The sequence below is a fragment of the Stenotrophomonas sp. IS26 genome, from assembly GCF_054188265.1.
The window spans coordinates 48,633-68,758 of record NZ_JBSZJV010000002.1 but is presented as its reverse complement, the minus strand read 5'-3'; the positions used below and the strand labels follow the sequence as shown (position 1 = coordinate 68,758).

General features: G+C 67.0%; 23 protein-coding genes. All 23 read right to left on the bottom strand.

Annotated elements, in window-relative coordinates:
* Positions 1-68 precede the first annotated feature (68 nt).
* The 23 genes from fliR to ACW6W5_RS02155 all read right to left on the bottom strand — a co-directional run bounded on the left by fliR (position 69) and on the right by ACW6W5_RS02155 (position 20,046).
* The gene (gene fliR / locus ACW6W5_RS02265) at positions 69-860 is read right to left on the bottom strand and encodes a flagellar biosynthetic protein FliR (protein ID WP_121036735.1); all 792 of its coding nucleotides are present in this window, start codon (positions 858-860) and stop codon (positions 69-71) included.
* Between the two features lie 10 nt (positions 861-870).
* A complete protein-coding gene (locus ACW6W5_RS02260) occupies positions 871-1,140 on the bottom strand; it encodes a flagellar biosynthetic protein FliQ (RefSeq protein ID WP_019184809.1) in 270 nt (89 codons plus the stop codon).
* A 39-nt stretch (positions 1,141-1,179) separates the two neighbouring features.
* Complete coding sequence (gene fliP, locus ACW6W5_RS02255) at positions 1,180-1,962, bottom strand: flagellar type III secretion system pore protein FliP (protein ID WP_121036736.1); 783 nt, start codon at positions 1,960-1,962, stop codon at positions 1,180-1,182.
* Positions 1,963-1,964: 2 nt separating this feature from the next.
* Positions 1,965-2,366 carry a flagellar biosynthetic protein FliO gene (gene fliO / locus ACW6W5_RS02250; RefSeq protein WP_121036737.1) on the bottom strand — a complete coding sequence of 134 codons (402 nt, stop codon included), beginning with the start codon at positions 2,364-2,366 and terminating at the stop codon, positions 1,965-1,967.
* On the bottom strand, positions 2,363-2,701 hold the full coding sequence (fliN, locus tag ACW6W5_RS02245; RefSeq protein WP_121036738.1) for a flagellar motor switch protein FliN: 339 nt from the start codon (positions 2,699-2,701) through the stop codon (positions 2,363-2,365). Before fliN ends, fliO begins: the two co-directional genes overlap by 4 nt.
* The gene (gene fliM / locus ACW6W5_RS02240) at positions 2,698-3,705 is read right to left on the bottom strand and encodes a flagellar motor switch protein FliM (protein WP_121036739.1); all 1,008 of its coding nucleotides are present in this window, start codon (positions 3,703-3,705) and stop codon (positions 2,698-2,700) included. The genes fliN and fliM overlap by 4 nt, the downstream gene beginning before the upstream one ends.
* Positions 3,706-3,713: 8 nt before the next feature.
* Positions 3,714-4,232 (bottom strand): flagellar basal body-associated FliL family protein, encoded by a 519-nt coding sequence (locus ACW6W5_RS02235; protein WP_121036740.1) that lies wholly within the window; start codon positions 4,230-4,232, stop codon positions 3,714-3,716.
* Between the two features lie 116 nt (positions 4,233-4,348).
* Complete coding sequence (locus ACW6W5_RS02230) at positions 4,349-5,509, bottom strand: flagellar hook-length control protein FliK (protein WP_152150830.1); 1,161 nt, start codon at positions 5,507-5,509, stop codon at positions 4,349-4,351.
* A complete protein-coding gene (gene fliJ / locus ACW6W5_RS02225) occupies positions 5,509-5,967 on the bottom strand; it encodes a flagellar export protein FliJ (RefSeq protein ID WP_121036742.1) in 459 nt (152 codons plus the stop codon). The genes ACW6W5_RS02230 and fliJ overlap by 1 nt, the downstream gene beginning before the upstream one ends.
* Before the next feature lie 3 nt (positions 5,968-5,970).
* Positions 5,971-7,350 carry a FliI/YscN family ATPase gene (locus tag ACW6W5_RS02220; protein ID WP_121036743.1) on the bottom strand — a complete coding sequence of 460 codons (1,380 nt, stop codon included), beginning with the start codon at positions 7,348-7,350 and terminating at the stop codon, positions 5,971-5,973.
* On the bottom strand, positions 7,347-7,982 hold the full coding sequence (locus ACW6W5_RS02215; RefSeq protein ID WP_121036744.1) for a FliH/SctL family protein: 636 nt from the start codon (positions 7,980-7,982) through the stop codon (positions 7,347-7,349). The genes ACW6W5_RS02220 and ACW6W5_RS02215 overlap by 4 nt, the downstream gene beginning before the upstream one ends.
* Positions 7,979-8,965, bottom strand: coding sequence for a flagellar motor switch protein FliG (gene fliG / locus ACW6W5_RS02210; RefSeq protein WP_026070041.1), 987 nt, complete (start codon positions 8,963-8,965; stop codon positions 7,979-7,981). The genes ACW6W5_RS02215 and fliG overlap by 4 nt, the downstream gene beginning before the upstream one ends.
* Positions 8,966-8,978: 13 nt before the next feature.
* Positions 8,979-10,619 carry a flagellar basal-body MS-ring/collar protein FliF gene (gene fliF, locus ACW6W5_RS02205; protein WP_152150766.1) on the bottom strand — a complete coding sequence of 547 codons (1,641 nt, stop codon included), beginning with the start codon at positions 10,617-10,619 and terminating at the stop codon, positions 8,979-8,981.
* A gap of 12 nt (positions 10,620-10,631) precedes the next feature.
* Positions 10,632-10,994, bottom strand: a complete 363-nt coding sequence (gene fliE / locus ACW6W5_RS02200) for a flagellar hook-basal body complex protein FliE (RefSeq protein WP_121036746.1) — start codon at positions 10,992-10,994, stop codon at positions 10,632-10,634.
* Between the two features lie 296 nt (positions 10,995-11,290).
* Complete coding sequence (locus tag ACW6W5_RS02195) at positions 11,291-12,787, bottom strand: sigma-54 dependent transcriptional regulator (RefSeq protein ID WP_121036747.1); 1,497 nt, start codon at positions 12,785-12,787, stop codon at positions 11,291-11,293.
* Complete coding sequence (locus tag ACW6W5_RS02190) at positions 12,784-13,161, bottom strand: response regulator (protein ID WP_026070040.1); 378 nt, start codon at positions 13,159-13,161, stop codon at positions 12,784-12,786. The genes ACW6W5_RS02195 and ACW6W5_RS02190 overlap by 4 nt, the downstream gene beginning before the upstream one ends.
* A gap of 14 nt (positions 13,162-13,175) precedes the next feature.
* Complete coding sequence (rpoN, locus tag ACW6W5_RS02185; protein WP_121036748.1) at positions 13,176-14,588, bottom strand: RNA polymerase factor sigma-54; 1,413 nt, start codon at positions 14,586-14,588, stop codon at positions 13,176-13,178.
* Positions 14,589-14,851: 263 nt separating this feature from the next.
* The gene (locus ACW6W5_RS02180) at positions 14,852-15,484 is read right to left on the bottom strand and encodes a response regulator (RefSeq protein WP_121036749.1); all 633 of its coding nucleotides are present in this window, start codon (positions 15,482-15,484) and stop codon (positions 14,852-14,854) included.
* Between the two features lie 87 nt (positions 15,485-15,571).
* A complete protein-coding gene (locus ACW6W5_RS02175) occupies positions 15,572-16,153 on the bottom strand; it encodes a PilZ domain-containing protein (protein WP_121036750.1) in 582 nt (193 codons plus the stop codon).
* Entirely contained in the window at positions 16,150-16,446 is a 297-nt protein-coding gene (locus tag ACW6W5_RS02170) for a hypothetical protein (RefSeq protein ID WP_121036751.1), read from the bottom strand. Before ACW6W5_RS02170 ends, ACW6W5_RS02175 begins: the two co-directional genes overlap by 4 nt.
* Positions 16,443-16,859 (bottom strand): flagellar export chaperone FliS, encoded by a 417-nt coding sequence (fliS, locus tag ACW6W5_RS02165; protein ID WP_121036752.1) that lies wholly within the window; start codon positions 16,857-16,859, stop codon positions 16,443-16,445. Before fliS ends, ACW6W5_RS02170 begins: the two co-directional genes overlap by 4 nt.
* 128 nt (positions 16,860-16,987) lie before the next feature.
* On the bottom strand, positions 16,988-18,370 hold the full coding sequence (fliD, locus tag ACW6W5_RS02160) for a flagellar filament capping protein FliD (RefSeq protein ID WP_152150768.1): 1,383 nt from the start codon (positions 18,368-18,370) through the stop codon (positions 16,988-16,990).
* Between the two features lie 452 nt (positions 18,371-18,822).
* Positions 18,823-20,046, bottom strand: a complete 1,224-nt coding sequence (locus tag ACW6W5_RS02155) for a flagellin (protein ID WP_152150770.1) — start codon at positions 20,044-20,046, stop codon at positions 18,823-18,825.
* Positions 20,047-20,126 lie beyond the last annotated feature (80 nt).

Here is a 20,126-nt window from a genome sequence, read left to right as displayed (position 1 = left end):
GTGCCCCGCAAGTGGCGTTGGTGCCCCCAACCCATGGCGGCACGCGGTGTCCCGCCGCGTGTCCCGGGTCAGCGACTGACGCTGTCGGCGGCATCGAACGCCGCATCGAACAGGCGTTGTACGGGCGGGCCCATCTCACCGGCCAGCACGGTCAGCAGGAACAGCCCCAGCAACAGCGCGACCGGCAGGCCGAGCTGGATAGGGTTCAACGCAGGCGCTGCACGGGCCAGCACGCCGAAGGCCAGGTTGATCGCGAGCATCGCCACGGTCAGCGGCAGTGCCAGCGTGAGCGCGCCACGGAACACCTGCAGCAGGAAGGTCGGGGCGATGCTCAGGAATGCCTGCGGATCGGGCAGCGAGGTGCCGATCGGCAAGGCCTTGTAGCTGTCCATCAACAGCGAGATCAGCGCCAGGTGGCCGTTGACGGTGAAGAACAGCAGGCCGAACAGCAGATAGAACCACTGCCCGATCACGCCGGAACTGCCGCCGCGCAGCGGATCGCTCATCTGTGCAAAGGCCAGGCCGGTGCCCTGGGCGACCAGCTCGCCAGCCATGGCACCGGCCTCGAAGACCAGGCGCAGCACGAAGCCGATCGAGACACCGATCGCCAGTTCGCGGGCAATGGTCAGCACCGTAGCCGCATCGAAGCCGGTCCATTCGGGCACCGGCGGCAGCATCGGCGACAGCGCGATCGCCAATGCGCCGGCAAGCAGCACGCGGATCCGTGACGGCACCGCGCGCGTACCGATCAGCGGCATGGCCATCAGCATCGCGCCGATGCGCAGCATGGTCCACAGGATCGTGCCGATCATGCCGAAGGCCTGCAGGCCATCGGCGGCCATCTGGGTCGCGGAATCCACGGCGGCTGCCTCAGCCGATCAGATGTGGAATGCGCTGGAACAGCAGCGTGGTGTATTCGACCAGGTGGCCGATCAGCAGGCTGCCGAGGGCGAACAGCACCACGGTCAACGCCGCGGCCTTGGCGACGAAGGCGATGGTGGGTTCGTTGAGCTGGGTCGCGGCCTGGACCACGCCAACCACCACGCCGACGATCAGCACGGTGAGCAGCAGCGGGCCGGCAACCCACAGCACGGTGATCAGGCCACCACGCAGTTCGGTCAGGGCAAGTTCGGGCGTCATATCAGTCTCGGGTCCGTATCGATCAACAGGGCGGGGCGGTCAGACCGCATTGAAGCTGGCGGCCAACGTGCCCACCACCAGAACCCAGCCATCCACCAGCACGAACAACAGGATCTTGAACGGGGCGGAGACCAGCATCGGCGAGAGCATCATCATGCCCATCGACATCAGTACGCTGGCCACGACCAGATCGATGATCACGAACGGAATGAAGATCAGGAAGCCGATTTCGAAGGCGGTCTTTAGCTCGCTGGTGACGAACGAGGCGACCAGGATCGGGAACGGGATGGCATCCGGGCTGTCGTAGGTGCCGTGGCCGGCCATGCCGGCAAAGGTCATCAGATCGGTCTCGCGGATCTGCGCCAGCATGAAGGCGCGCAGCGGCTGGGTAGTCAGGGTCCAGGCGGTCTGGAAATCGATCTCGCCATTGAGGTACGGCGCCATGCCGCTGCCCCACGCCTTCTGCCACACCGGCAGCATCACCATCGCGGTGAGGAACAGCGCCAGGCCGAGCAGCACCTGGTTGGACGGGGTCTGGCCGGTGCCCAGCGCCTGGCGCAGCAGGCCCAGCACGATGATGATGCGGGTGAACGCGGTCAGCACCAGCAGCATCGACGGAATCAGGGTGATCGCCGTCATCAGCAGCAACGTCTGCAGCGGCAGGCTGACCGGCTGCCCGCCGATCTTGCCGACATTCACATCCGGCAGCGCCGGCACACCCGGTACGCCGGGTGCGGCCCAGGCCAGGGCCGGCAGCGCGCACAGCAGGGCAGTGAGCAACAGCGGCAGGTATCGGGTCCAGGAAGTACGGGGGCCACGCATGGTCAGGGTTCCTTGCGCAGCCGCTGTTGCAGCAGCTGGGCGAAATTCGGGAGGTGTTTGAAATCGGGAAGGCGCGCCGGCGTCGGGGCCGGCAGGGGTTCGGGCAGCTGATGCAACGTGTTGATGCCGCCGGCAGTGACACCCAGCAGCAGCTGGGTGCCATTGACCTCGACCACCACCACGCGCTCTTTCGCGCCGACGGTCAGGCTGGCGACCACGCGCAGCCCTTCGGCCGGGCGGAAGCCGCTGCCGGGCATGCGCTTGAGCAGCCAGCCCAGCCCGATGATCAACGCCAGCACGCCGAGCAGTGCCAGCACCGCACCGAACATGCCCGGTGCAGCGGCGGCATGCTGGCCGACCTTGACGGTCGAGGCGCCGGCCGCGATCAGCAGCCCGGCACTCAACGCAGTCTCCGGATCCGTTCGCTCGGGCTGACCACGTCGGTCAGGCGCACGCCGAAGCGGTCGTTGATCACCACCACCTCGCCATGGGCGATCAGGGTGCCGTTGACGAACACGTCCAGCGATTCGCCGGCACCGCGCTCCAGTTCCACCACCGAGCCCTGGTTGAGCTGCAGCAGGTTGCGGATCGGCAGGCGGGCGCGGCCCACTTCCAGCGACAGCGTCACTGGCACATCCAGGATCACATCCAGGTTGAGCTCGTCGCCGACCGTGGTGTCATCGGACTGCAGCTGGGTGAACTGCGCCGGTGCCGGCGCGTTGGATTCGATATCGTTCATTGCGGGTCTTCCTGCAGTACGGGAACGCGTGGGCGGGTGCCCGGGGGATGGGTGGCGGTGATCTTCACCGCGTTGAAGCCGTTGGCGACGCCGAACTCGCCGGTAAACACCGGCACGTTTTCCACGCACACCGGCACCTGCTTGGGCAGTTCGATGGGCAGCACGTCGCCGATCTTCAGCTTGGTCAGGTCGCGCAGGCTCATGCGCTTGGTGGCCAGGACGGTGGAGAGGGTGACCTCGGCGATGTTGAGTTGCTCGCGCAGCATCACGCCCCAGCTGGCGTCGCGGTCGTTGCGGTCGCTCTGGATGCCCGCGTCAAGCAGCTCGCGGATCGGTTCGAGCATCGAGTAGGGCAGGGTGACGTGGATGTCGCCGCCACCCCCGTCAAGCTCGACATGCAGGCGGCACACCACCACGTACTCGCGCGGCGTCACGATGTTGGCGAAGTGCGGATTGATCTCGGAGTTGATGTACTCCAGCTCCACATCCATCACCGGTGCCCAGGCTTCCTGAAGATCGGCGAAGGTCTGCTTGAGCAGCAGGTGGATCACGCGCATCTCGGTGGCGGTGAACTCGCGGCCTTCGATGCGGGTCGGGTAGCGCCCATCACCGCCGAAGAAGTTGTCCACGATCGCGAACACCAGCGTCGGCTCGAACACGATCAGCCCGGTCCCGCGCAGCGGCTTGAAGCGGATCAGGTTGAGGTTGGTCGGCACGTACAGCGAGTGCATGTAGTCGTTGAACTTGATCAGCTCGATGCCCCGCACGGAGAGCTCGGCCGAGCGGCGGATCAGGTTGAACAGGCCGATGCGCCACAGGCGCGCGAAGCGCTCGTTGACCATTTCCAGGGTCGGCATGCGGCCGCGGATGATGCGGTCCTGACTGGCGAAATCGTACGAGCGCGCCTCGCCGGGCGTGGGCGCATCGATGTCGGTCTCGACCGCACCGGAGTCCACGCCATGCAGCAGGGCATCGATCTCGTCCTGGGAAAGCAGGTCATTCATGGTCGCCCTTACTGGGTCACGAAACTGGTGAACAGCAATTCGTCGGCACCGGGCTTGCCGGTCTCGGCCTTGAGCAGCTTCTGCACTTCAGCCAGCGAACTGGCCTGCAGGCGCTCTTTGCCGGCGCGGTCGGCGATGTCGCTCGGCTCGACCTGGGAGAACAGCATCAGCAGCTTGGCGCGGATGGCCGGCGCATGCAGCTTGATCGCCTCCATCGCGGCCGGGTCGCGGCTCATCAGCTGCACTTCGACCTGCAGGTAGCGCGGGCCGTCGAAGCTGCTGTTGAGGTTGACCACGAACGGTGGCTCAAGGCCGAAGTACTGGGCCGGGGCAGGCACTGCGGATTTGCTGGCGGCCGGCTTGGCGGCCTTGTCATCGTGCTTGGACTGGGTGAAGTACCAGACCCCGCCGCCGGCGGCGCCAGCGGCGAGCACCGCGACCAGGGCGGTGACCAGGAGCGGACTGCGCGGCTTGGCGGTCTTGTCCTTGTCGGCGGATTTCTTGGTTTTATCGGCGGCTGCGGCCACGAGGGGAAGCTCCAGAGGATTGCTTCCTGCCTACATGCAAAGGTCGTGCCTGAATGCTGAAGATGACGCGTGTCGGGTTTCTGGCGGCGCGGTTGGGCCCGCGCCGCCGCGTGCGATCACGCGTAGGCGTCGACCAGGCCGCGCTGGCGGATCAACTGCGAAGGCGACAGCGTGGTGTCGGCCAGCGCCGGTTCTCCGTCGTCGCCGTTCATTCCGCCGCGGCCATCGCCACGTCCGCCATCGGGCGCGTTCTGCTCGTGGCCTACATCGGCATTGCCAAGCTGGAAGCCCTGCTCGCCAAGCAGGTCGCGCAGGCGCGGCAGGCTGCTTTCCAGTGCATGGCGCACGTCGGCGTGGGCGCTGGTGAAGGTCGCATGGACCTTGTCGCCGTCCAGCTGCAGGCGCACCTCGATCGGACCGAGGTCGTTCGGGGTGATCTTGATGTGGGCGTGGCCGATCTTCTGGTCCGCCAGCCAACCGACGCGCGCGCCGACGGCATCGTCGAAATCCTCACCCCCCAGGTGCGGGGTGGCGGTAGGCGAGCCGGTGAACAGGCTGGCCACCGTGGGCTTGGCCTCGGTCATGCCCTGCAGCGCATGCAGCAGCGGGCTGGCAGGGGCATCGGGGCCGTCGTTGGTGGCCGCGTTCAAGGCGTCCGTGAAAGTCTTGAGCAGCGGGGCATCGTCGGCCGGCGCGGCGTCGGTGGCCAAGGCGGGCAGGGCGATGCTGCCGTCGGTGGATGGCGCGGCGGCCAGCGCCGGGGTGGTGGCGTTGGCGTCCGGGGCTGCGGTGGCCAAGGCCGGCAGGGCCGCATTGGCGCCCGCGGCGGCGCCGGTCGCCACGGGTGTGACGGGTGTGACAGGCGTGGGCGCCGCTACCGGCAGGCCGTTCAATGCCAGCCCGGCCAGCCCCAGCGGCGGCCATGCGGCTTCGGTGTCGTCGGCCGGTTCGGCGGCCGGCTTCTCCGCCGTGGCCGGTGCTGTAGCAGTGGCATCGGTGGTGGCGACCTTGTCGTCGGCCTTCTTGGCGCCGGGCGTGGCCGGGCGCGTCGCTGCGTCCTTGTCCTGGCGGGCGGTGGTGGGCGTGGCGTTCCTGCCTGCGTCGCGGCTGCTGCCGGCGTTGCGCGGCGTGTCGTTGCGGGAGGCCTCGCTACCCGGCTTGAGCAGCGCGTCAAAGTCCCGACGGTCGTTGCCTTGGGTACTGTCCGGGCGCGGGCTGGACGCGCTGCCGCCCGCATTCTGTGCGGACGCGGCGCCGCCGAGCAGGGCGGGGGGCATCACGCGGTGCCTCCGTTCTCGCCCTCGTCGCGCTGCGCCTGGCGCGAGCGGCGGGCGCCGAGGTCGTCCATCTCGCGCTGGTCGCGGCGGTCGGTGACCACCTTCTCCTGCGCGCGGTAGCTGGCGGCGAGCTGTTCCAGCACCTGCTTGTCACGGCTGGCCAGCAACAGGCGGGCGCGCTCGGCGTCCACCTTCTCGCGGTTGTTGTCCACGGTCTGGCGCTGCTGGGCGACCGCACTGTCCAGGCGATCCAGGAAGGCGCGGCGGTTCATCAGCTGAGCCGGGCTGGTGGCCGACATCTGGGCGCCGGCGTACTCCTCGGCATAACGGCGCAGCTCATCCAGGCGCGACACATGTGTGTCGAGCGCACGCTGGCGCTCGGCCAGGTCGCGGGCGACCTCGTCTTCGTGGTCCTGGGCTCGTTTCAGCAAGGGGTCGAAGCGCTTGGATTGGATCATGGCTTAACTCTCTGGTTCCACCAGCCGCTTGAGGGCGGCCTGACTGTGCGGCAGGTCGGCGGCTTTGCCGACGTCCTGGCCGAGGAATTCAACAATGTCCGACCAGCGCTCCAGCGCCTCGTCGGTCGCCGGGTCGTTGCCGCGCTGATACGCACCGATCGCGATCAGGTCGCGGTTGGACGAATACGCCGAGACCAGCCGCTTGAGCTTGCGGATGCGAAGCCGCCACGGCTCGTCGGCGATTTCCGTGACCACGCGGCTGACCGAGGATTCCACGTCGATGGCCGGGTACAAACCGCTGTCGGCGACGCGGCGCGAGAGCAGGATGTGGCCGTCAAGAATCGCGCGTGCGGCATCGGCGATCGGATCCTGCGGATCATCGCCTTCGGTCAGCACGGTGTAGAACGCGGTGATCGAGCCGCGGCCCTTGGCACCGTTGCCGGCGCGCTCGACCAGGGCCGGCAGCTTGGCGAACACGGACGGCGGATAGCCGCGCGTGGTCGGCGGCTCACCGACCGACAGGCCGATTTCGCGCTGGGCCTGGGCGAAGCGGGTCAGCGAATCCATCAGCAGCAGGACGTTCAAGCCCTGGTCGCGGAACCACTCGGCGATCGCGGTCGCGCGGTAGGCACCGTGCAGGCGGGCCAAGGGCGGGCGGTCCGCCGGGCTGGCCACCACCACGGCGCGGCGCAGGCCTTCTTCGCCCAGCGTGCTTTCCACGAAATCGCGGACTTCGCGGCCACGTTCACCGATCAGGCCGACCACGATGACATCGGCGGCGGTGTAGCGGGTCATCATGCCCAGCAGGGTCGATTTACCGACACCGGAGCCTGCGAACAGGCCGACGCGCTGGCCACGGCCAATCGGCAGCAGGGCGTTGATCGCGCGCACGCCCACGTCCAGCGGCTGGGTGATCGGCTCGCGTGCGAGCGGGTTGATCGAGACGCCGGCCATGCCGACGGTACCTTCGGCGCGGATCGGGCCCTTGCCATCCAGCGGCACGCCGTCGCTGTCGATCACGCGCCCAAGCAGGCCTTCGCCCACTTCCACGCCGCCACGGCCGAGCGAGGGCACCACCCGCGCATTGGGCAGCAGGCCGTGCAGTTCGGCGCTGGGCATCAGGTAGGTGCGTTCGCCGGCGAAGCCGACCACTTCGGCATCGACCCAGCCACCGTCGGCCACTTCGACCTTGCAGCTGGCGCCCATCGGCGCTTCACAGCCGACTGCTTCCAGCGTCAGGCCGACCGCACGGCGCAGCACGCCTTCGCGGATCAGGCCGCGGCCATGGGCGGTGTCCGGGCGGATGTTGTCCAGCCGCGAAGCCAGCCGCAGGTTGCGTGCGGCAGTCCAATCGGCGGGCGGGGGCAGGGTCTCGGTGTTCATGGGGTGGTTCCGGCTTTGCGGATGACCGCATCCAGGGCGCCGCGCAGGCGAGCGTCGAGCGTGCCGTCGATGCGCACGGCCTCGGCATGCACGCGCAGGTCGCCGCGGCTCAGGCTCAGATCCGGCGTCAGGCGCTGGTTCGGGGCCAGGTTGAGCACCGGCGCCAGCGCAGCGATGTCGTCCGGATGCAGGCGGACTTCCACGTCGCGGCTCGCGCCACCGACGGCATCCAGGGCCTCGTTGACCAGCTGCGCCAGCAGTTCCGGTTCGGCCTCGTAGGCACGCCCGACCAGGTTGCCGGCCACCCGCACCGCCAGTTCGCCCAGTGCGGCGACCACCTCGTTCTCCAGCCGCACCAGTGGCCGGCTGAAGTTGTCCAGGATGCCTTCGATCTGGGCGATCAGCCGGCGCACTTCCGCCTGGCCCTGGGCCAGGCCTTCGGCGTGACCGTGATCAAAGCCGTCTTTCTCGGCGCTGTCCTGGATCGCCTGGATTTCTTCCAGGGTCGGCAGCTGCAGCAGCGGTTCCGGCTCGTGGTCCGGATCCGGTTCGGTGAGTTCGAACTGCTGTTCCGGCGGCGGCTCGGGCACCGCCAGCAGGTCCGGGGCAAGCCAGCGCACGGCGTTGTTCACAGCATGGCCTCCGCGTTGCCGCCAATAGTGACGGTGCCTTCATCGGCCATCCGCTTGACGATCGCCAGGATCTCGCGCTGCGCCACTTCCACATCGGACAGGCGCACCGGGCCGCGGGCCTCCATGTCTTCGAGCAGGATTTCAGCGGCACGCTGGGACATGTTGCGGGTGATCTTGTCGCGCACCTTGATGTCGGCGCCGCGCAGGGCCAGGCCGAGGCGCTCGCCGCTGACTTCGCGCAGCACCAGCTGCAGTTCGCGGTCGTCCAGGTCCACCAGATCGTCGAACACGAACATCAGGTCCTGGATGCGGCCGCTCAGCGGGGCGTCGATGCGGGCGATCTCACCGAGGATCGCCTGATCCTGGCCGCTGTCCATGAAGTTCAGGATATTGGCCGCACACTGCACGCCGCCCACGTTGGACGACTTCAGGTTCTGGTTGCCGGCGAACTGGCGCTCCATGATCTCGTTGAGCTCATTGAGCGCGTTCGGCGGAATGCCATCCAGCGTGGCGATACGCAGCAGCACGTCCACGCGGGTGCGTTCGGGCAGCAGCTTGAGCGCGTCGGCGGCCTGGTCGGTTTCCAGGTGCGCCATCACGATGGCGATGATCTGCGGGTGCTCGTTGCGCACCAGGTCGGCCACGGCACGCGGATCCATCCACTTCAGCGCGTCCAGGCCGGTGGTGTTGCGCCCCAGCAGGATGCGGTCGATCAGGCTGCCGGCTTTTTCGGTGCCCAGCGCCTGCACCAGCATGTTGCGGATGTAGTCGTCCGAGCCCACGCCCAGCGAGGTCTTGGAGCCCAGCTCGCTGCCGAACTGGTCCATGACCCGTTCGACCTGCTCGCGGGTGATGTCGGTCATGGTCGCCATGGCGATGCCGATCTTCTGGACTTCCTTGGGCTCCATGTGGCGCAGCACTTCGGCCGCATCCAGTTCACCCAGCGAAAGCAGCAGGACGGCGGCGCGCTGAACGCCGGTCAGCGGGGGAGGTGCATCAATCATTGGCCACCCAGCCCTTGACCACCTGGGCCACGCGCTTGGAATCGGTCTTTACAGCTTCACGCGCCATGCGCAGTCGTTCCTCGTAAGAGTCCACCGGCAGCGCCAGCGGTTCATGTCCGGCCGCGTGCAGGCGCTCGCTGCCGATCGCCGGCAGCCCTTCGCCATCGTCGACCAGCTGCACATCGGCACTATGGGGTTCCAGCTCGTCAGCGTTGGACTTGGGCTGGCCGGTGATCGAGCGCAGCGCCGGGCGCAGCACACCGAACACCAGGGCCAGCACCACGATCGCGCCGAGCAGCAGGCGCAATGCGTCCTGCACCTGCGGCAACTCCCACCACTTCGGCCCTTCGACCGGGGTGACTTCGCGCACGAACGGGGCATTCATGACCGAGACCGTGTCGCCACGCTCGGCATCGAAGCCGACCGCCTGCTTGACCAGCGCTTCGATGCGGGTCAGCTCGGCCGCCGAGAGGGCCTGGTCGGCCATCTTGCCGTTGGCACCGGCGCGCGGCACGTTGTCCACCAGTACCGCCACCGAGACGCGCTTGATGCGGCCGGCTGGCTGGCGGGTGTGCTGCAGGGTGCGGTCCAGCTCGTAGTTGCGGGTCGCGTTCTTGGAGGATTCCGTCGGCGCCTGCGCCGTGGCCGGCGCGGCGGCCGGGCCGGGCGGGGTATTGCTGGCCGCGCCGGGCACGCCCTGCGGACCGGGCACGTTGCTGCTGTTTTCGCTCATCTGCTCGCTGCGCAGCTTCTGCGGCTCGCCGTTGTAGAGCTCACGGGCTTCTTCCATCACCGAGAAGTCCATGTCCACGCTGACTTCCGGGTTGACGCGGCCGGGACCGGTCATCGGCTCGAGCAGCTCGCGGATGCGCTGGTTGAACGAGGTTTCCTGGCGGCGCACCTGCTCGAACTGCGCGGCGTTCATGGCTGCTTCGCTGTTCGGGTCGGAGACGCTGAGCATGCGCCCGCTCTGGTCGACCACGGTGACGCGCTCGGGCGCCAGGTCCGGAATGCTGGCCGCGACCATGTGCACGATCGCATCGATCTGGCCGCGTTCAAGCTGCTGGCCACCGCGCAGCTCCAGCACCACCGAGGCGCTGGCCACGTCACGCTGGCGGGTGAAGGCGCTGGGCTTGGGAATGGCCAGATGCACGCGCGAATCGCGGACCGGGCGCAGCGTGTTGATGGTGCGCGAGAGCTCGGTTTCCAGCGAGTGCTGGTAGCGGGCGTTTTCCATGAACTGGCTGACGCCGAAGCCGGGGTCACGCTCCATCAGTTCAAAGCCCAGGCGGCCGCTGTCGGTCAAGCCGGAGCCGGCCAGCTTCAGGCGGGCATCGTGCAGGTTCTTTTCCGGCACGGTGATGCCGCCGGTGGCGGGATCCAGCTGGAAGGGAATCTGTGCCGCGCGCAGCAGGTCGGTGGCCTCGGCCGTGGCCTTCTGGTCCAGCCCGGTGTACAGCGGCACCATGCCCGGCTTCTGCGACCAGAAGAACACGAACAGCCCTGCCGCCACGGCCACGGCGATCATCGCCATCAGGCCGAGCCGACGGGTGATCTGCAGGCTTTGCAGCCGGTCGAACCACTGCCCAGCCTTTTCGGTGTTCAGCGATTCTTTGGAGAGCGACAGGGCCATGCGTTTCTATCCTTACAGCGGCATGTTCATCACGTCCTGATAAGCCTGGACGAGACGGTTGCGGACTTCCACGGTGGCGCGGAAGGCGATCTGGGACTGCTGCGAGGCGACCATGACCTTGGCCAGGTCCGCACCGGGTTCACCCAGTTCGAAGGACTTGGCCAGGGCGCCGGATTTCTGTTGCGCATCGTTGACGCCGGCGATGGCGCCCCGCAGGGTTTCGGTGAAGCTGGGGCCCTGGATCTCCTGGGGGGACACCAGGCCCTGGATGGCATTGCTGCGCGGCACCTCCGTCAGCGGGCTGACGGTGGGCTGGCCCATCTGGGTCTGGAAGGTGCGGATCTGAGAAAGGATCGAGGTGACGGAGTGCGACATCTGGAACGTTCCGAAGCAGGGGTGGGTTACACGGGAATACGTTGCAAGTGCTGTGCCGAAACGGATGAGTGGTTCAGTTTTGTAAGGGGTGGCGCGCGTTTGCGTATTCAGCGGCGCCTGCAGGCGCGGCCGTGATGTTCGTGAGGCGCCGGGGAGCGGCCGAGCGGCGGTGTGACGCGCTGGCGTGCCGGAGAGTCGACGCCGGAAAACCGGCGGAGGTTGCGCGATACGTGCGAGCAGAACCACAAAAAAGCCCGGGACATGCCCGGGCGTCTGGTTTCCATGTGTTGATCGGCTCAGCCAGCCAGTTCGGTCTGGTCGCGTTCGATGCCGTACTTGCGCAGCTTTTCCACCAGGGTGGTGCGGCGCAGGCCGAGCAGCTGGGCGGCGTGGGCGACGACGCCCTGGGTGCGTTCCAGCGCTTCGTTGATCAGGTTCAACTCGATGTTGGCCATGTGGTTGCGCAGGTCCAGGCCATCGTCGGGCAGGGCCGGCGCGCGGCTGACGGGGCCGATGCCGCTGTCCAGGGCCGGGGTGCTCTGGGCGCCCGGGGTGTGGAAGGAGAAGCTGCGCAGGTCCAGGCGTTCGTCCGCCACGGCGGCTGGCGCAGCGACGGCCACCGGCGCGGCGGCAGCGAAGTCACCGCGGTAGCGGGCCGGCAGGTCCTGCACGCGCACGTTGCCGCTGGGGTGCAGCACGGCGAGGCGCTCGACCAGGTTGGTCAGCTCGCGCACGTTGCCGGGCCACTCGTAGGCGGCCAGGGCCTGCAGCGCTTCGCCGGTGAACCGCACTTCTCCACGCCCGGTACGGGCCAGCTGGCCGGCGATGGTGGTGACCAGTGCAGGCAGGTCTTCGCTGCGCTCGCGCAGGGCCGGCACATCGATCGGGAACACGTTGAGGCGATAGAACAGATCCTCGCGGAACTTGCCGTCGGCGATGCGCGATTCGAGATCGCGGTGGGTGGCGGCGATCACGCGCACGTTGCAGCGGATGGTCTGGTTGCCACCGACACGCTCGAAGCTGCGCTCCTGCAGCACGCGCAGCAGCTTGACCTGCATCGGCAGGCTCATGTCGCCGATTTCATCCAGCAGCAGGGTGCCGCCCTCGGCCATTTCGAAACGACCCTTGCGGGCGCTCAGTGCGCCGGTGAAGGCGCCCTTTTCGTGACCGAACAATTCGCTTTCCAGCAGGTCGGCCGGAATGGCACCGCAGTTGATTGCCACGAACGGGCCGTCGCGGCGCGGCGAGCGCTGGTGGATCGAGCGCGAGACCACTTCCTTGCCGGTGCCCGATTCGCCCAGCACCAGCACGGTGGTGTCGAACGCGGCGACCTGCTCGATCATCCGGCGCAGCTGGGTGACGGCCGCGCCATCGCCGGTTGGCCCCTGGTCCTGCACGGCGCCGGCCTGGTGCTCGGCATCCAGGCGCTTGAGGCTGGCACGGCGCAGCAGGCCTTCCATCTGCGCGTGGCGCAGCGGCGCTTCCAATGGCCACACATTGGCCTCGTGCAGGCCGAACTGCTGGGCGAAGGCAGTGGTGTCGCCGTCGATCAGCATCACCGGCGGGGGCAGGGCACCCTTGCCCAGCCAGGCAAACAGCGCGTCGCTGCGCTCGGAAGTGTCCAGCCCACCGATGATCGCGGCCATCCAGTCGTTCGGGCGGTGGCGGGTGATGTCGAAATCGTTGGCATCAGCCACCCAGCGCGGGTTGAAATCCATGAACTCCAGCAGGGCGACGGTGCGCTCGGCGCGGACGGCGTCGTTGTCCAGTACCAGGATGCGTGATTCGCTCATGATCCGTTCCCCTTCAGGCCTTCCAGGATCGGCATCACTTCCTGGATGTAGGACAGCTTGCTGACGAAGTTGTCGGCGCCGGCGCGCAGGGCATGCTCGCGGTGTTCGGCGTCATCGAAGTGGCTGGCGATGACGATGTACGGCGCGTCATCCTGGGATTTGATCAGGCGGGTCGCCTGCAGGCCGCCCATCTCCGGCATGGCCAGATCCATCAGCACCACCTTCGGGCGCAGCGACTCGGAGCGTTCGATCGCTTCCAGGCCATTGGCGGCGCTGCCGATCACATCGAGCCAATCGACCTTGCGGAAGTGGCGCATGGCGGCGTTGATGAAACCTTCGTGGTCGTCGACCAGCAGGACGGTGAGCTTGTTCATGTCTTCCATTTCCTTCAGCCCACCCGGGCCAGGAGGTGCGGGGTGCTGGCATGGCTGCGGCGGCGTTCGCGCGCCGGGGCGATGTCCAGTTGTTCGCGGTATTTTGCAACGGTACGGCGGGCGATGTTCACCCCTTGGCGCGAAAGCAGGCCGGCGATGGCTTCATCGGCGAGCGGGCGCGCCGCCGGTTCGGATTCGATGAGACGGCGCACCATGGCCTTGACGGCCTGGCCGGAGACGCTGGCACCTTCCAGGCGCACCGCGAAGAAGTGCTTCAGCTCCAGCGTGCCGCGCGGGGTCTGCAGGTACTTGCCGGTGGTGATGCGCGAAACGGTGGACTCGTGCATGCCGATCTCGTCGGCCACTTCCTTCAGGGTGAGCGGCGCCATGGCTTCTTCGCCACGGGTCAGGAAGCCGGCCTGGCGTTCGATGATCACGCGCGCCGTGCGCAGCAGGGTGTCGTAACGCATCGACAGGCCGCGGGTCAGCCAGCGCGCTTCCTGCAGCATGTCGCGCAGTGGCTGTGCAGCTTCGCTGGTCTCGGCCAGGGCCTGTTCGTACTGCGGGTTGATGCTGAGGCGGCGGCTGGTGGCCGGATTCAGCGCGACGCGCCACTGGCCATCGGCATGCCAGGCGACCACGTCCGGAATCACCACGCCGTTGCTGTCCGGCAGCAGGCTCTCGCCCGGGCGCGGCTGCAGCGACAGGATCAGCCGGACGGCCTCATGGATGTCGGCGACTTCGGCGTCCAGCTGCTGGGCCAGGGCCGGGTAATCGTGTGCGGCCAGCGCGGTCAGGCCGTCGTCGAGCACACGCTGGGCGAGGTGGCGGGCCGGCACGCGGCCGGGCAGGGCGCGCAGCTGCACGCTCAGGCATTCGTACAGGTCCTGCGCGGCCAGGCCGATTGGATCGCCGTGCAGGATCTGCTGGCGGACCGCTTCCACACCGGCAGCGTCCACATCGCAGCGCGCACTGGCGAGCAGGGTCAGCTGGGCAAGCGGGGCATCCAGATAGCCGGCGTCGTCGCAGTGCTCCAGCCAGAAACCGGCCACGGTCAGTTCGCGGTCATCCAGCTCCATCGCCAGGCGCTGCAGGGCACGCAGCTGCGGATCGGAGGATTCCCCGGCCGCCACGCGCTGCATGCGGTCATCGTCACCGTCCTGCCAACCGGCACCGGCCACATCCCACATAGTGCTTTCGGGCAGTTCGTCGAAGGCGGCCACGTCCTGGGTGGTGGTGGCTTCGGCAGTCTCGGCGGCCGCCGGCTCCGGGGCTTCTTCAATCTCGAGCAGCGGGTTGGTCTCAAGCGCGCGGCGGATTTCCAGCTCCAGCTGCATGCCGTCGAGCTGGAGCAGCCGGATCGACTGCAGCAGTTGCGGGGTGAGGTGAAGCTGCTGACCCATCTGGGTCGACATGGAGGCTTTCAAAGTGATGTCCCGTTCGCACCGACTCCCCGGTGCGTTATGGAACACATCTTGCTTCTCTTCCCGTACGCCGGGAATCAGGGGGTTCCTGAGTCGGGTCGTCAAATCCCTGACAGTGTGTAGGGGGAACCCCTACATCGGCGCGGTATTTTGACGGGTGTCCGGGGGCGAGACCTTGTCCTTCCGTGCCCACCCGTCGGGTCGGGCTTCAAAATCCGTCGCCATGCGCGGCGGGCAAGGCCTGTGTGCCGGAGAACCGGCGCAGATCACTCCAGCTCGTGCTGGTGACGGGCGGCGAGCAGCACCAGATCATTGGCACGGCGGCAGCCCAGCGACTCCATCATGCGGGCGCGATGGGTCTCCACCGTCTTGACGCTGATGCCCAGGTCCGCGGCGATTTCCTTGTTGCTCTCGCCCTTGCCGATCTGGCGCAGGATCTCGCGCTGGCGCGGCGAGAGGGCTGCCACGCCCACCGGCTTTTCCCTGCCCAGCATCGGGGCAAGCATCTTGGCCGAGATCTGCGGGCTCAGGAACACCTGGCCGGCATGCGCGGCGCGCAGCGCCAGTTCGAGCTCCTGCGGGGCGGCATCCTTGACCACGAAACCGACCGCGCCCCGGTCCAGCGCATCACGCACGTGCACCGCGTCGTCGTGCATGGTCATCATCACCACGCGCGAGCCGGGCGTACGCAGCAGGATGTCGCTCAGGGCTTCCAGGCCGGTGCGGCCCGGCAGGGACAGGTCCATCAGGACGACGTCCGGGGAATGCTGCACGCTCAGTTGCAGCGCCTGTTCGGCGTTGCTGGCCTCGGCGATGACCTCGACGTCGGCAAAGCCCTGCAGCAGGCGGCTGAGGCCGGCACGGACCAGGGTGTGATCATCGACGATGAGAACGCGCACAGGCTGCTAGGGGAGCGGGGAGGCCGTCACCTTAACGGAGTGAAGGCCCACCGCCAAGCCGAATGCGTCACAGTCGCGAGCGTAGGGTCAGCGCAATCGTCGTGCTTCGGCGATCTGGCGGCGGTGCAGGCGGAACAGATGCCGCTCCAGGGCCATCTCCAGCGCATCGCTGAGCCCTTCAAAACGCAGCCACAGGTAATGCGCGCCGGCGCCATTGGCGGCCTCGGCCACGATCACCACGGGCAGGTCGATGTGGTCGGGCAGCCAGTCGCAGGGCTGCAGGCGGATCACGCCCATGCTGCCCGGTGCGGCGCCACTGCGCGCGCCCTGTTCCAGGCGGATGCCACGGCGCGACCAGCGCAGGGGGCGCAGCGGCAGGTCCTGGCTGCTTTGCCGCACCAGCCGGCCCAGCAGCACCATGACCAGATCCAGCTTGGCCTCCAGCCGCTGCACCTGCAGCGTGGCATCGCTGCGGTCGTCATGGCCGTCGTCGCCGCGGGCGTCTTCAACCAGCGCCACACTGCGCAGCAGGGTTTCGGCGGTGCCGGGGCGGATCACCGCGCTGCCGATGCGGTATTCGGCCGGCAGCGCCAGTTCGCAGCTCAGCGTCTCATCGAACAGCTCGCTTTCGGCCGGGTGATGGATGGCGCTGGTGCGAAGCTCGGTCATGACAGGGATTCTGCGGTCAGGTACGCCTGCGCGGCGCGAAGGGACTGGTGGCCGTTGTGGATGTGCCGGCTGGCCTCTTCGCGCTGCCGCATCATGAACAGCATGATGCGCTGCTGGCGTGCCTGCAGCGAGGACAGGCCAGGAACATCGAAGCCGGCAGAGGGGCCGGCCAGGTAGTCACGCTGGGCCGCGTCGAGTGCATCCAGCTGCAGACCCGCTTCGTCGAAGTTCTCGGCGTGCAGCGCGGTTTCCAGCGCATCCAGACGGGCGTTCAGCGCGCCAAGCGAGGTCACGGGGCGACCTGCGCGGTCTGGCGCTGCTGTTGCGGGATGGCATTCCAGGCCGCATCGATCTCGCCCAGCAGTTCAAGGGCTTCGGACAATGCGGCCGGATCGTTGTGCAGATTGGCTTCGGTCAACCGTTGCATCACGTAGTCATACAGCGAGGACAGGTTGCCGGCGATTTCGCCGCCGGCCTCATGGTCCAGCGAGCCATTGAGGTGGCCGACGATCGCGCAGACCTCGCCGATCGCCTTGCCTTTGCGTGCCTGGTCGCCGCGTTCCATGCAGGCCAGGGCGAGCCGAAGGCGTTCGCAGGCACCGGCCAGCAGCAACGCGACCAGCTTGTGCGGGTCGGCATCGGTAACCGAACTCTGCACGCCGACCTTGCGGTACTGCTCGGTGAATTGACGGTTGGAACCGTACATCAATCATGTCTCCTTCATGCGGGGCCGCGAGGTTCGCGACATCGTCGGCACCGGGTGGAGCCTGCGGGGTGTCCTGCCAGTGATATCGGCCGCGAACCGGTTCAACTTGAGTCCGCGGCCGGCATGCATCAGCCGCTGAGCTGGGAGAGCTGCGAGGTGAGGCTGCTCATGGTCTGGCTCATCTTGCTCATCAGGGCATCGAGCGCGAGGAACTGCTTTTTGTAACGTTCGGACACGCCTTCCATGCGGACATCCAGCGCCTTGCGGCGCTTGTCGATATCGGTCAGCGTGGTGTTGATGCTCTTGGTGCGCGAAACGAACGCGCCTTCCTTGCCGACGGTGGTGCTGACGTAGCCATCCACCATCGCAAACAACTTCGCTGCCGCACCGTCATCGCCGGTGAACGCCTCACGCACGGCGCCGCCCTGGTTGACCAGGGCCGCGTCGAACTTTGCGGTATCCAGCACCAGGCTGCCATCAGCGTTGGGATAGGCACGGGTCTGCAGACCGATCTTCTTGGGATCCAGGCCGGCGGCCGAGAGGTCCTTGAGAATGCCGCCCATCATGCTGCGCAGCTGGCTGGAGGCGCCGCGCATCTGCGCATCGCCGGTCAGCGAGGAGGGCTCCTTGTTCTCGATGTCGTACTTGGTCGCGGTGTTGATTGCCGCAATGGCCCCGTTGTACGCCGTGACGAAGTCCTGCATCACCTTGCGCGCCGCGGCGACGTCGGTGGTGATGGTGACGGTGCTTTCGCCTTCCTTCTTCAGGTTCAGGGTGAGGCCGGGCACCACGTCAGTGACGGTGTTTTCGCTGCTGGTGATGGCCACGCCGTCGATGGTCAGCTTGGCGTCTGCGGCCGGTGTACGCTCCTTCAGGCTGACAGCGAGGTCGGCCAGCTTGGTATTGCCTGGTGCGGCAGTCAACGTGATGGCGTTGGCGACGCCCGACTTCTCCTGCGAGAGGGACAGAATCTGGTTATCGCCCGACGCGATGAGCGTGGCCTGTACGCCCGAGGCGCGGCCGGCTTTTTCGATCTTCGTCCGGATCGAGCTGAGCGTGTCGTCGGCTTCGACGTTGATGTCCAGCGTCTTCTGCTTGTCGCCGACGCCCACGGTCAGCGTCAGGGTTCCGGCGCCGAAGGTGTCTGTCTTCGGTATCGCGGTTTCCGAAATCAGCTTGTGTGCGGTAGCAAGCTTTTCCACATTGATCAGGTGCGTGCCAGCCGCAGCGGAGTTGGTGCCGCTGACCGTCAAGATCTCGTCGGTACCGGCTTTGCTGGCCGTGAACGTGCGTGCGTCGAACGCCGTATTGGCCTTCAGTGCCTTCAGTGCCGTATTCAGCGTGTCGAACGCGGATTTGACCGTGCCGATTGCCGAGAGCTGCATCTTGGCCTTGGACTGCTGCAGGTTCAGTGCGTTGTCCGCCGGCTTGCGATCCGCTGCCACCAGGCTGCTGACCATGCCGGAAATATCCAGTCCTGAACCGATGCCGCCGTAACCGAAGTCCGCCACGTTGTATCTCCTGTTTGTAGCCGCTGCCGTGAAGTCGCAGGGCGATGCCATCAACGAAAGTAGCGGCCGTAGCCGCCGGGTCTTTAGAACCACGTTGATGCAGGAGTTGTGCCAGCCAGGGCAGGGGCGGGTTTGGCACGCCGGTTGCAGGAGCCCTGGGGCAGGGGCGGCGGTCCGCGCCCTTGATAGGTGGTCTGTAAAAAACCCTCCTCCAATGCAGAGGAGGGGTCAGGCTACTGAAAAGCGGGGGGAGACGAAGCCACCCGGGGTGTTCAGTCAAACAAACAGCGCTGATAACAGTTCTGCCGCAGGGGCGGGCCATGGCCACGACGATGTGGCGACCGGGAGAGAGTCCGGTCCATGGCCATGGCCCGTTCCTGCGCGTGCTTTGCGATGCCGCGGGTTGCCCGCGCCGCCGGCCGGAGCCGGCGGCGGGACGATGCAGCCGTGGATCAGCGCAGCAGGCTGAGCACGTTCTGCGGCACCTGGTTGGCCTGGGCCAGCATGGCCGTACCGGCCTGCTGCAGGATCTGGGTGCGGGTCAGCTCTGCGGTTTCCTTGGCGAAATCCGTGTCCTTGATGCGGCTACGCGACGCGGACAGGTTTTCGGTCGAGGTCTGCAGGTTGGCCACCACCGAGGTGAAGCGGTTCTGGATGGCGCCGAGGTCTGCACGGGTGCTGTTGATGGCACCCAATGCCTTGTCGACGATTTCCAGAGCCTGCTGTGCCCCAACGACGGTATCAACGCGCAGGTCTGAAAGGTGCGAAGCGGCGGTGCCTTCCGCAACCTGGGCGATGTTGGCATCAGCAACAACGCCGGACACCTTCAGCTTTGCCACGTCGACGTCTGCCTTTACGGACGACAAGGTGATCTTGCCGGCGACGACATTGCCCGTTGTTTCATCCACGCTTGCAGCCGCGTGCAGACCCGTTTCGCCGATTTTCGCGTTGATTGCGGCGGAGATCGACTTGACAGCGTTCTCTTTCGTCGATGCCAGAGCCGCAGCAACGTCCGCCGCGTCCGCGGTCGCAGCTTTGACGACGTCAAAGCTGATGTCGCCCAGCTTGACGTCACCTACGGTCGCGCCTGCAATCTTGCCCGTTCCCAGGCTTGCGTCTGCGTCGGCAAGGGTGATCGTGCCAGCCGTCGCGAACGTGGTTGTGCCCAGTGAGTCGGACTTTGCATTGATCACCTTATCGATGGCGATTGCTTGTCCTGCATTGGCACCGACCTGGAACAACTGGCTGGAGAACGATCCGTCAAGCAGCTTGGTGCCGTTGAAGTCAGACTGCTTGGCAACGCGGTCGATTTCGCTGACCAGCTGCGTCACTTCTGCCTGCAGCGCCTTGCGGTCGCTGGCGGAGTTGGTGGCGTTGGACGACTGCACGGCCAGTTCACGGACGCGCTGCAGGTTGTTGCCGATTTCGCTCAGCGAACCTTCGGCGACCTGGGCCAGCGAAATGCCGTCGTTGGCATTGCGGATGGCTACATCGGTACCACGGATCTGGGTGCCGAAACGCTCGGAGATCGCCAGGCCGGCGGCGTCGTCCTTGGCGCTGTTGATGCGCGAACCCGACGACAGGCGCTGGATGGTGGTGGCCAGGGAGCTGCCGCTGGTACTCAGGTTGCGCTGAGCATTCAACGACATCGTGTTGGTGTTGATGACTTGTGCCATGGTGGTTTCCTTTGGCGGTGGATCGTGAATCGATCGTTACACCTGCGGCGAATCTCTCGGCGCAGGTGTTTGGAGTGCGG

Excerpts from the sequence above, each read along its gene's own strand:
- ACW6W5_RS02230 (WP_152150830.1), bottom strand. The coding sequence starts at position 5,509 with ATGCCCCCCGCCCTGCTCGGCGGCGCCGCGTCCGCACAGAATGCGGGC.
- fliP (WP_121036736.1), bottom strand. The coding sequence starts at position 1,962 with ATGCGTGGCCCCCGTACTTCCTGGACCCGATACCTGCCGCTGTTGCTC.
- ACW6W5_RS02175 (WP_121036750.1), bottom strand. The coding sequence starts at position 16,153 with ATGACCGAGCTTCGCACCAGCGCCATCCATCACCCGGCCGAAAGCGAG.
- ACW6W5_RS02260 (WP_019184809.1), bottom strand. The coding sequence starts at position 1,140 with ATGACGCCCGAACTTGCCCTGACCGAACTGCGTGGTGGCCTGATCACC.
- fliE (WP_121036746.1), bottom strand. The coding sequence starts at position 10,994 with ATGTCGCACTCCGTCACCTCGATCCTTTCTCAGATCCGCACCTTCCAG.
- fliJ (WP_121036742.1), bottom strand. The coding sequence starts at position 5,967 with ATGATCCAATCCAAGCGCTTCGACCCCTTGCTGAAACGAGCCCAGGAC.
- ACW6W5_RS02195 (WP_121036747.1), bottom strand. The coding sequence starts at position 12,787 with ATGAGCGAATCACGCATCCTGGTACTGGACAACGACGCCGTCCGCGCC.
- fliS (WP_121036752.1), bottom strand. The coding sequence starts at position 16,859 with ATGTACGGTTCCAACCGTCAATTCACCGAGCAGTACCGCAAGGTCGGC.
- fliF (WP_152150766.1), bottom strand. The coding sequence starts at position 10,619 with ATGGCCCTGTCGCTCTCCAAAGAATCGCTGAACACCGAAAAGGCTGGG.
- fliN (WP_121036738.1), bottom strand. The coding sequence starts at position 2,701 with ATGAACGATATCGAATCCAACGCGCCGGCACCGGCGCAGTTCACCCAG.
- ACW6W5_RS02155 (WP_152150770.1), bottom strand. The coding sequence starts at position 20,046 with ATGGCACAAGTCATCAACACCAACACGATGTCGTTGAATGCTCAGCGC.
- ACW6W5_RS02220 (WP_121036743.1), bottom strand. The coding sequence starts at position 7,350 with ATGAACACCGAGACCCTGCCCCCGCCCGCCGATTGGACTGCCGCACGC.
- fliM (WP_121036739.1), bottom strand. The coding sequence starts at position 3,705 with ATGAATGACCTGCTTTCCCAGGACGAGATCGATGCCCTGCTGCATGGC.
- ACW6W5_RS02190 (WP_026070040.1), bottom strand. The coding sequence starts at position 13,161 with ATGAACAAGCTCACCGTCCTGCTGGTCGACGACCACGAAGGTTTCATC.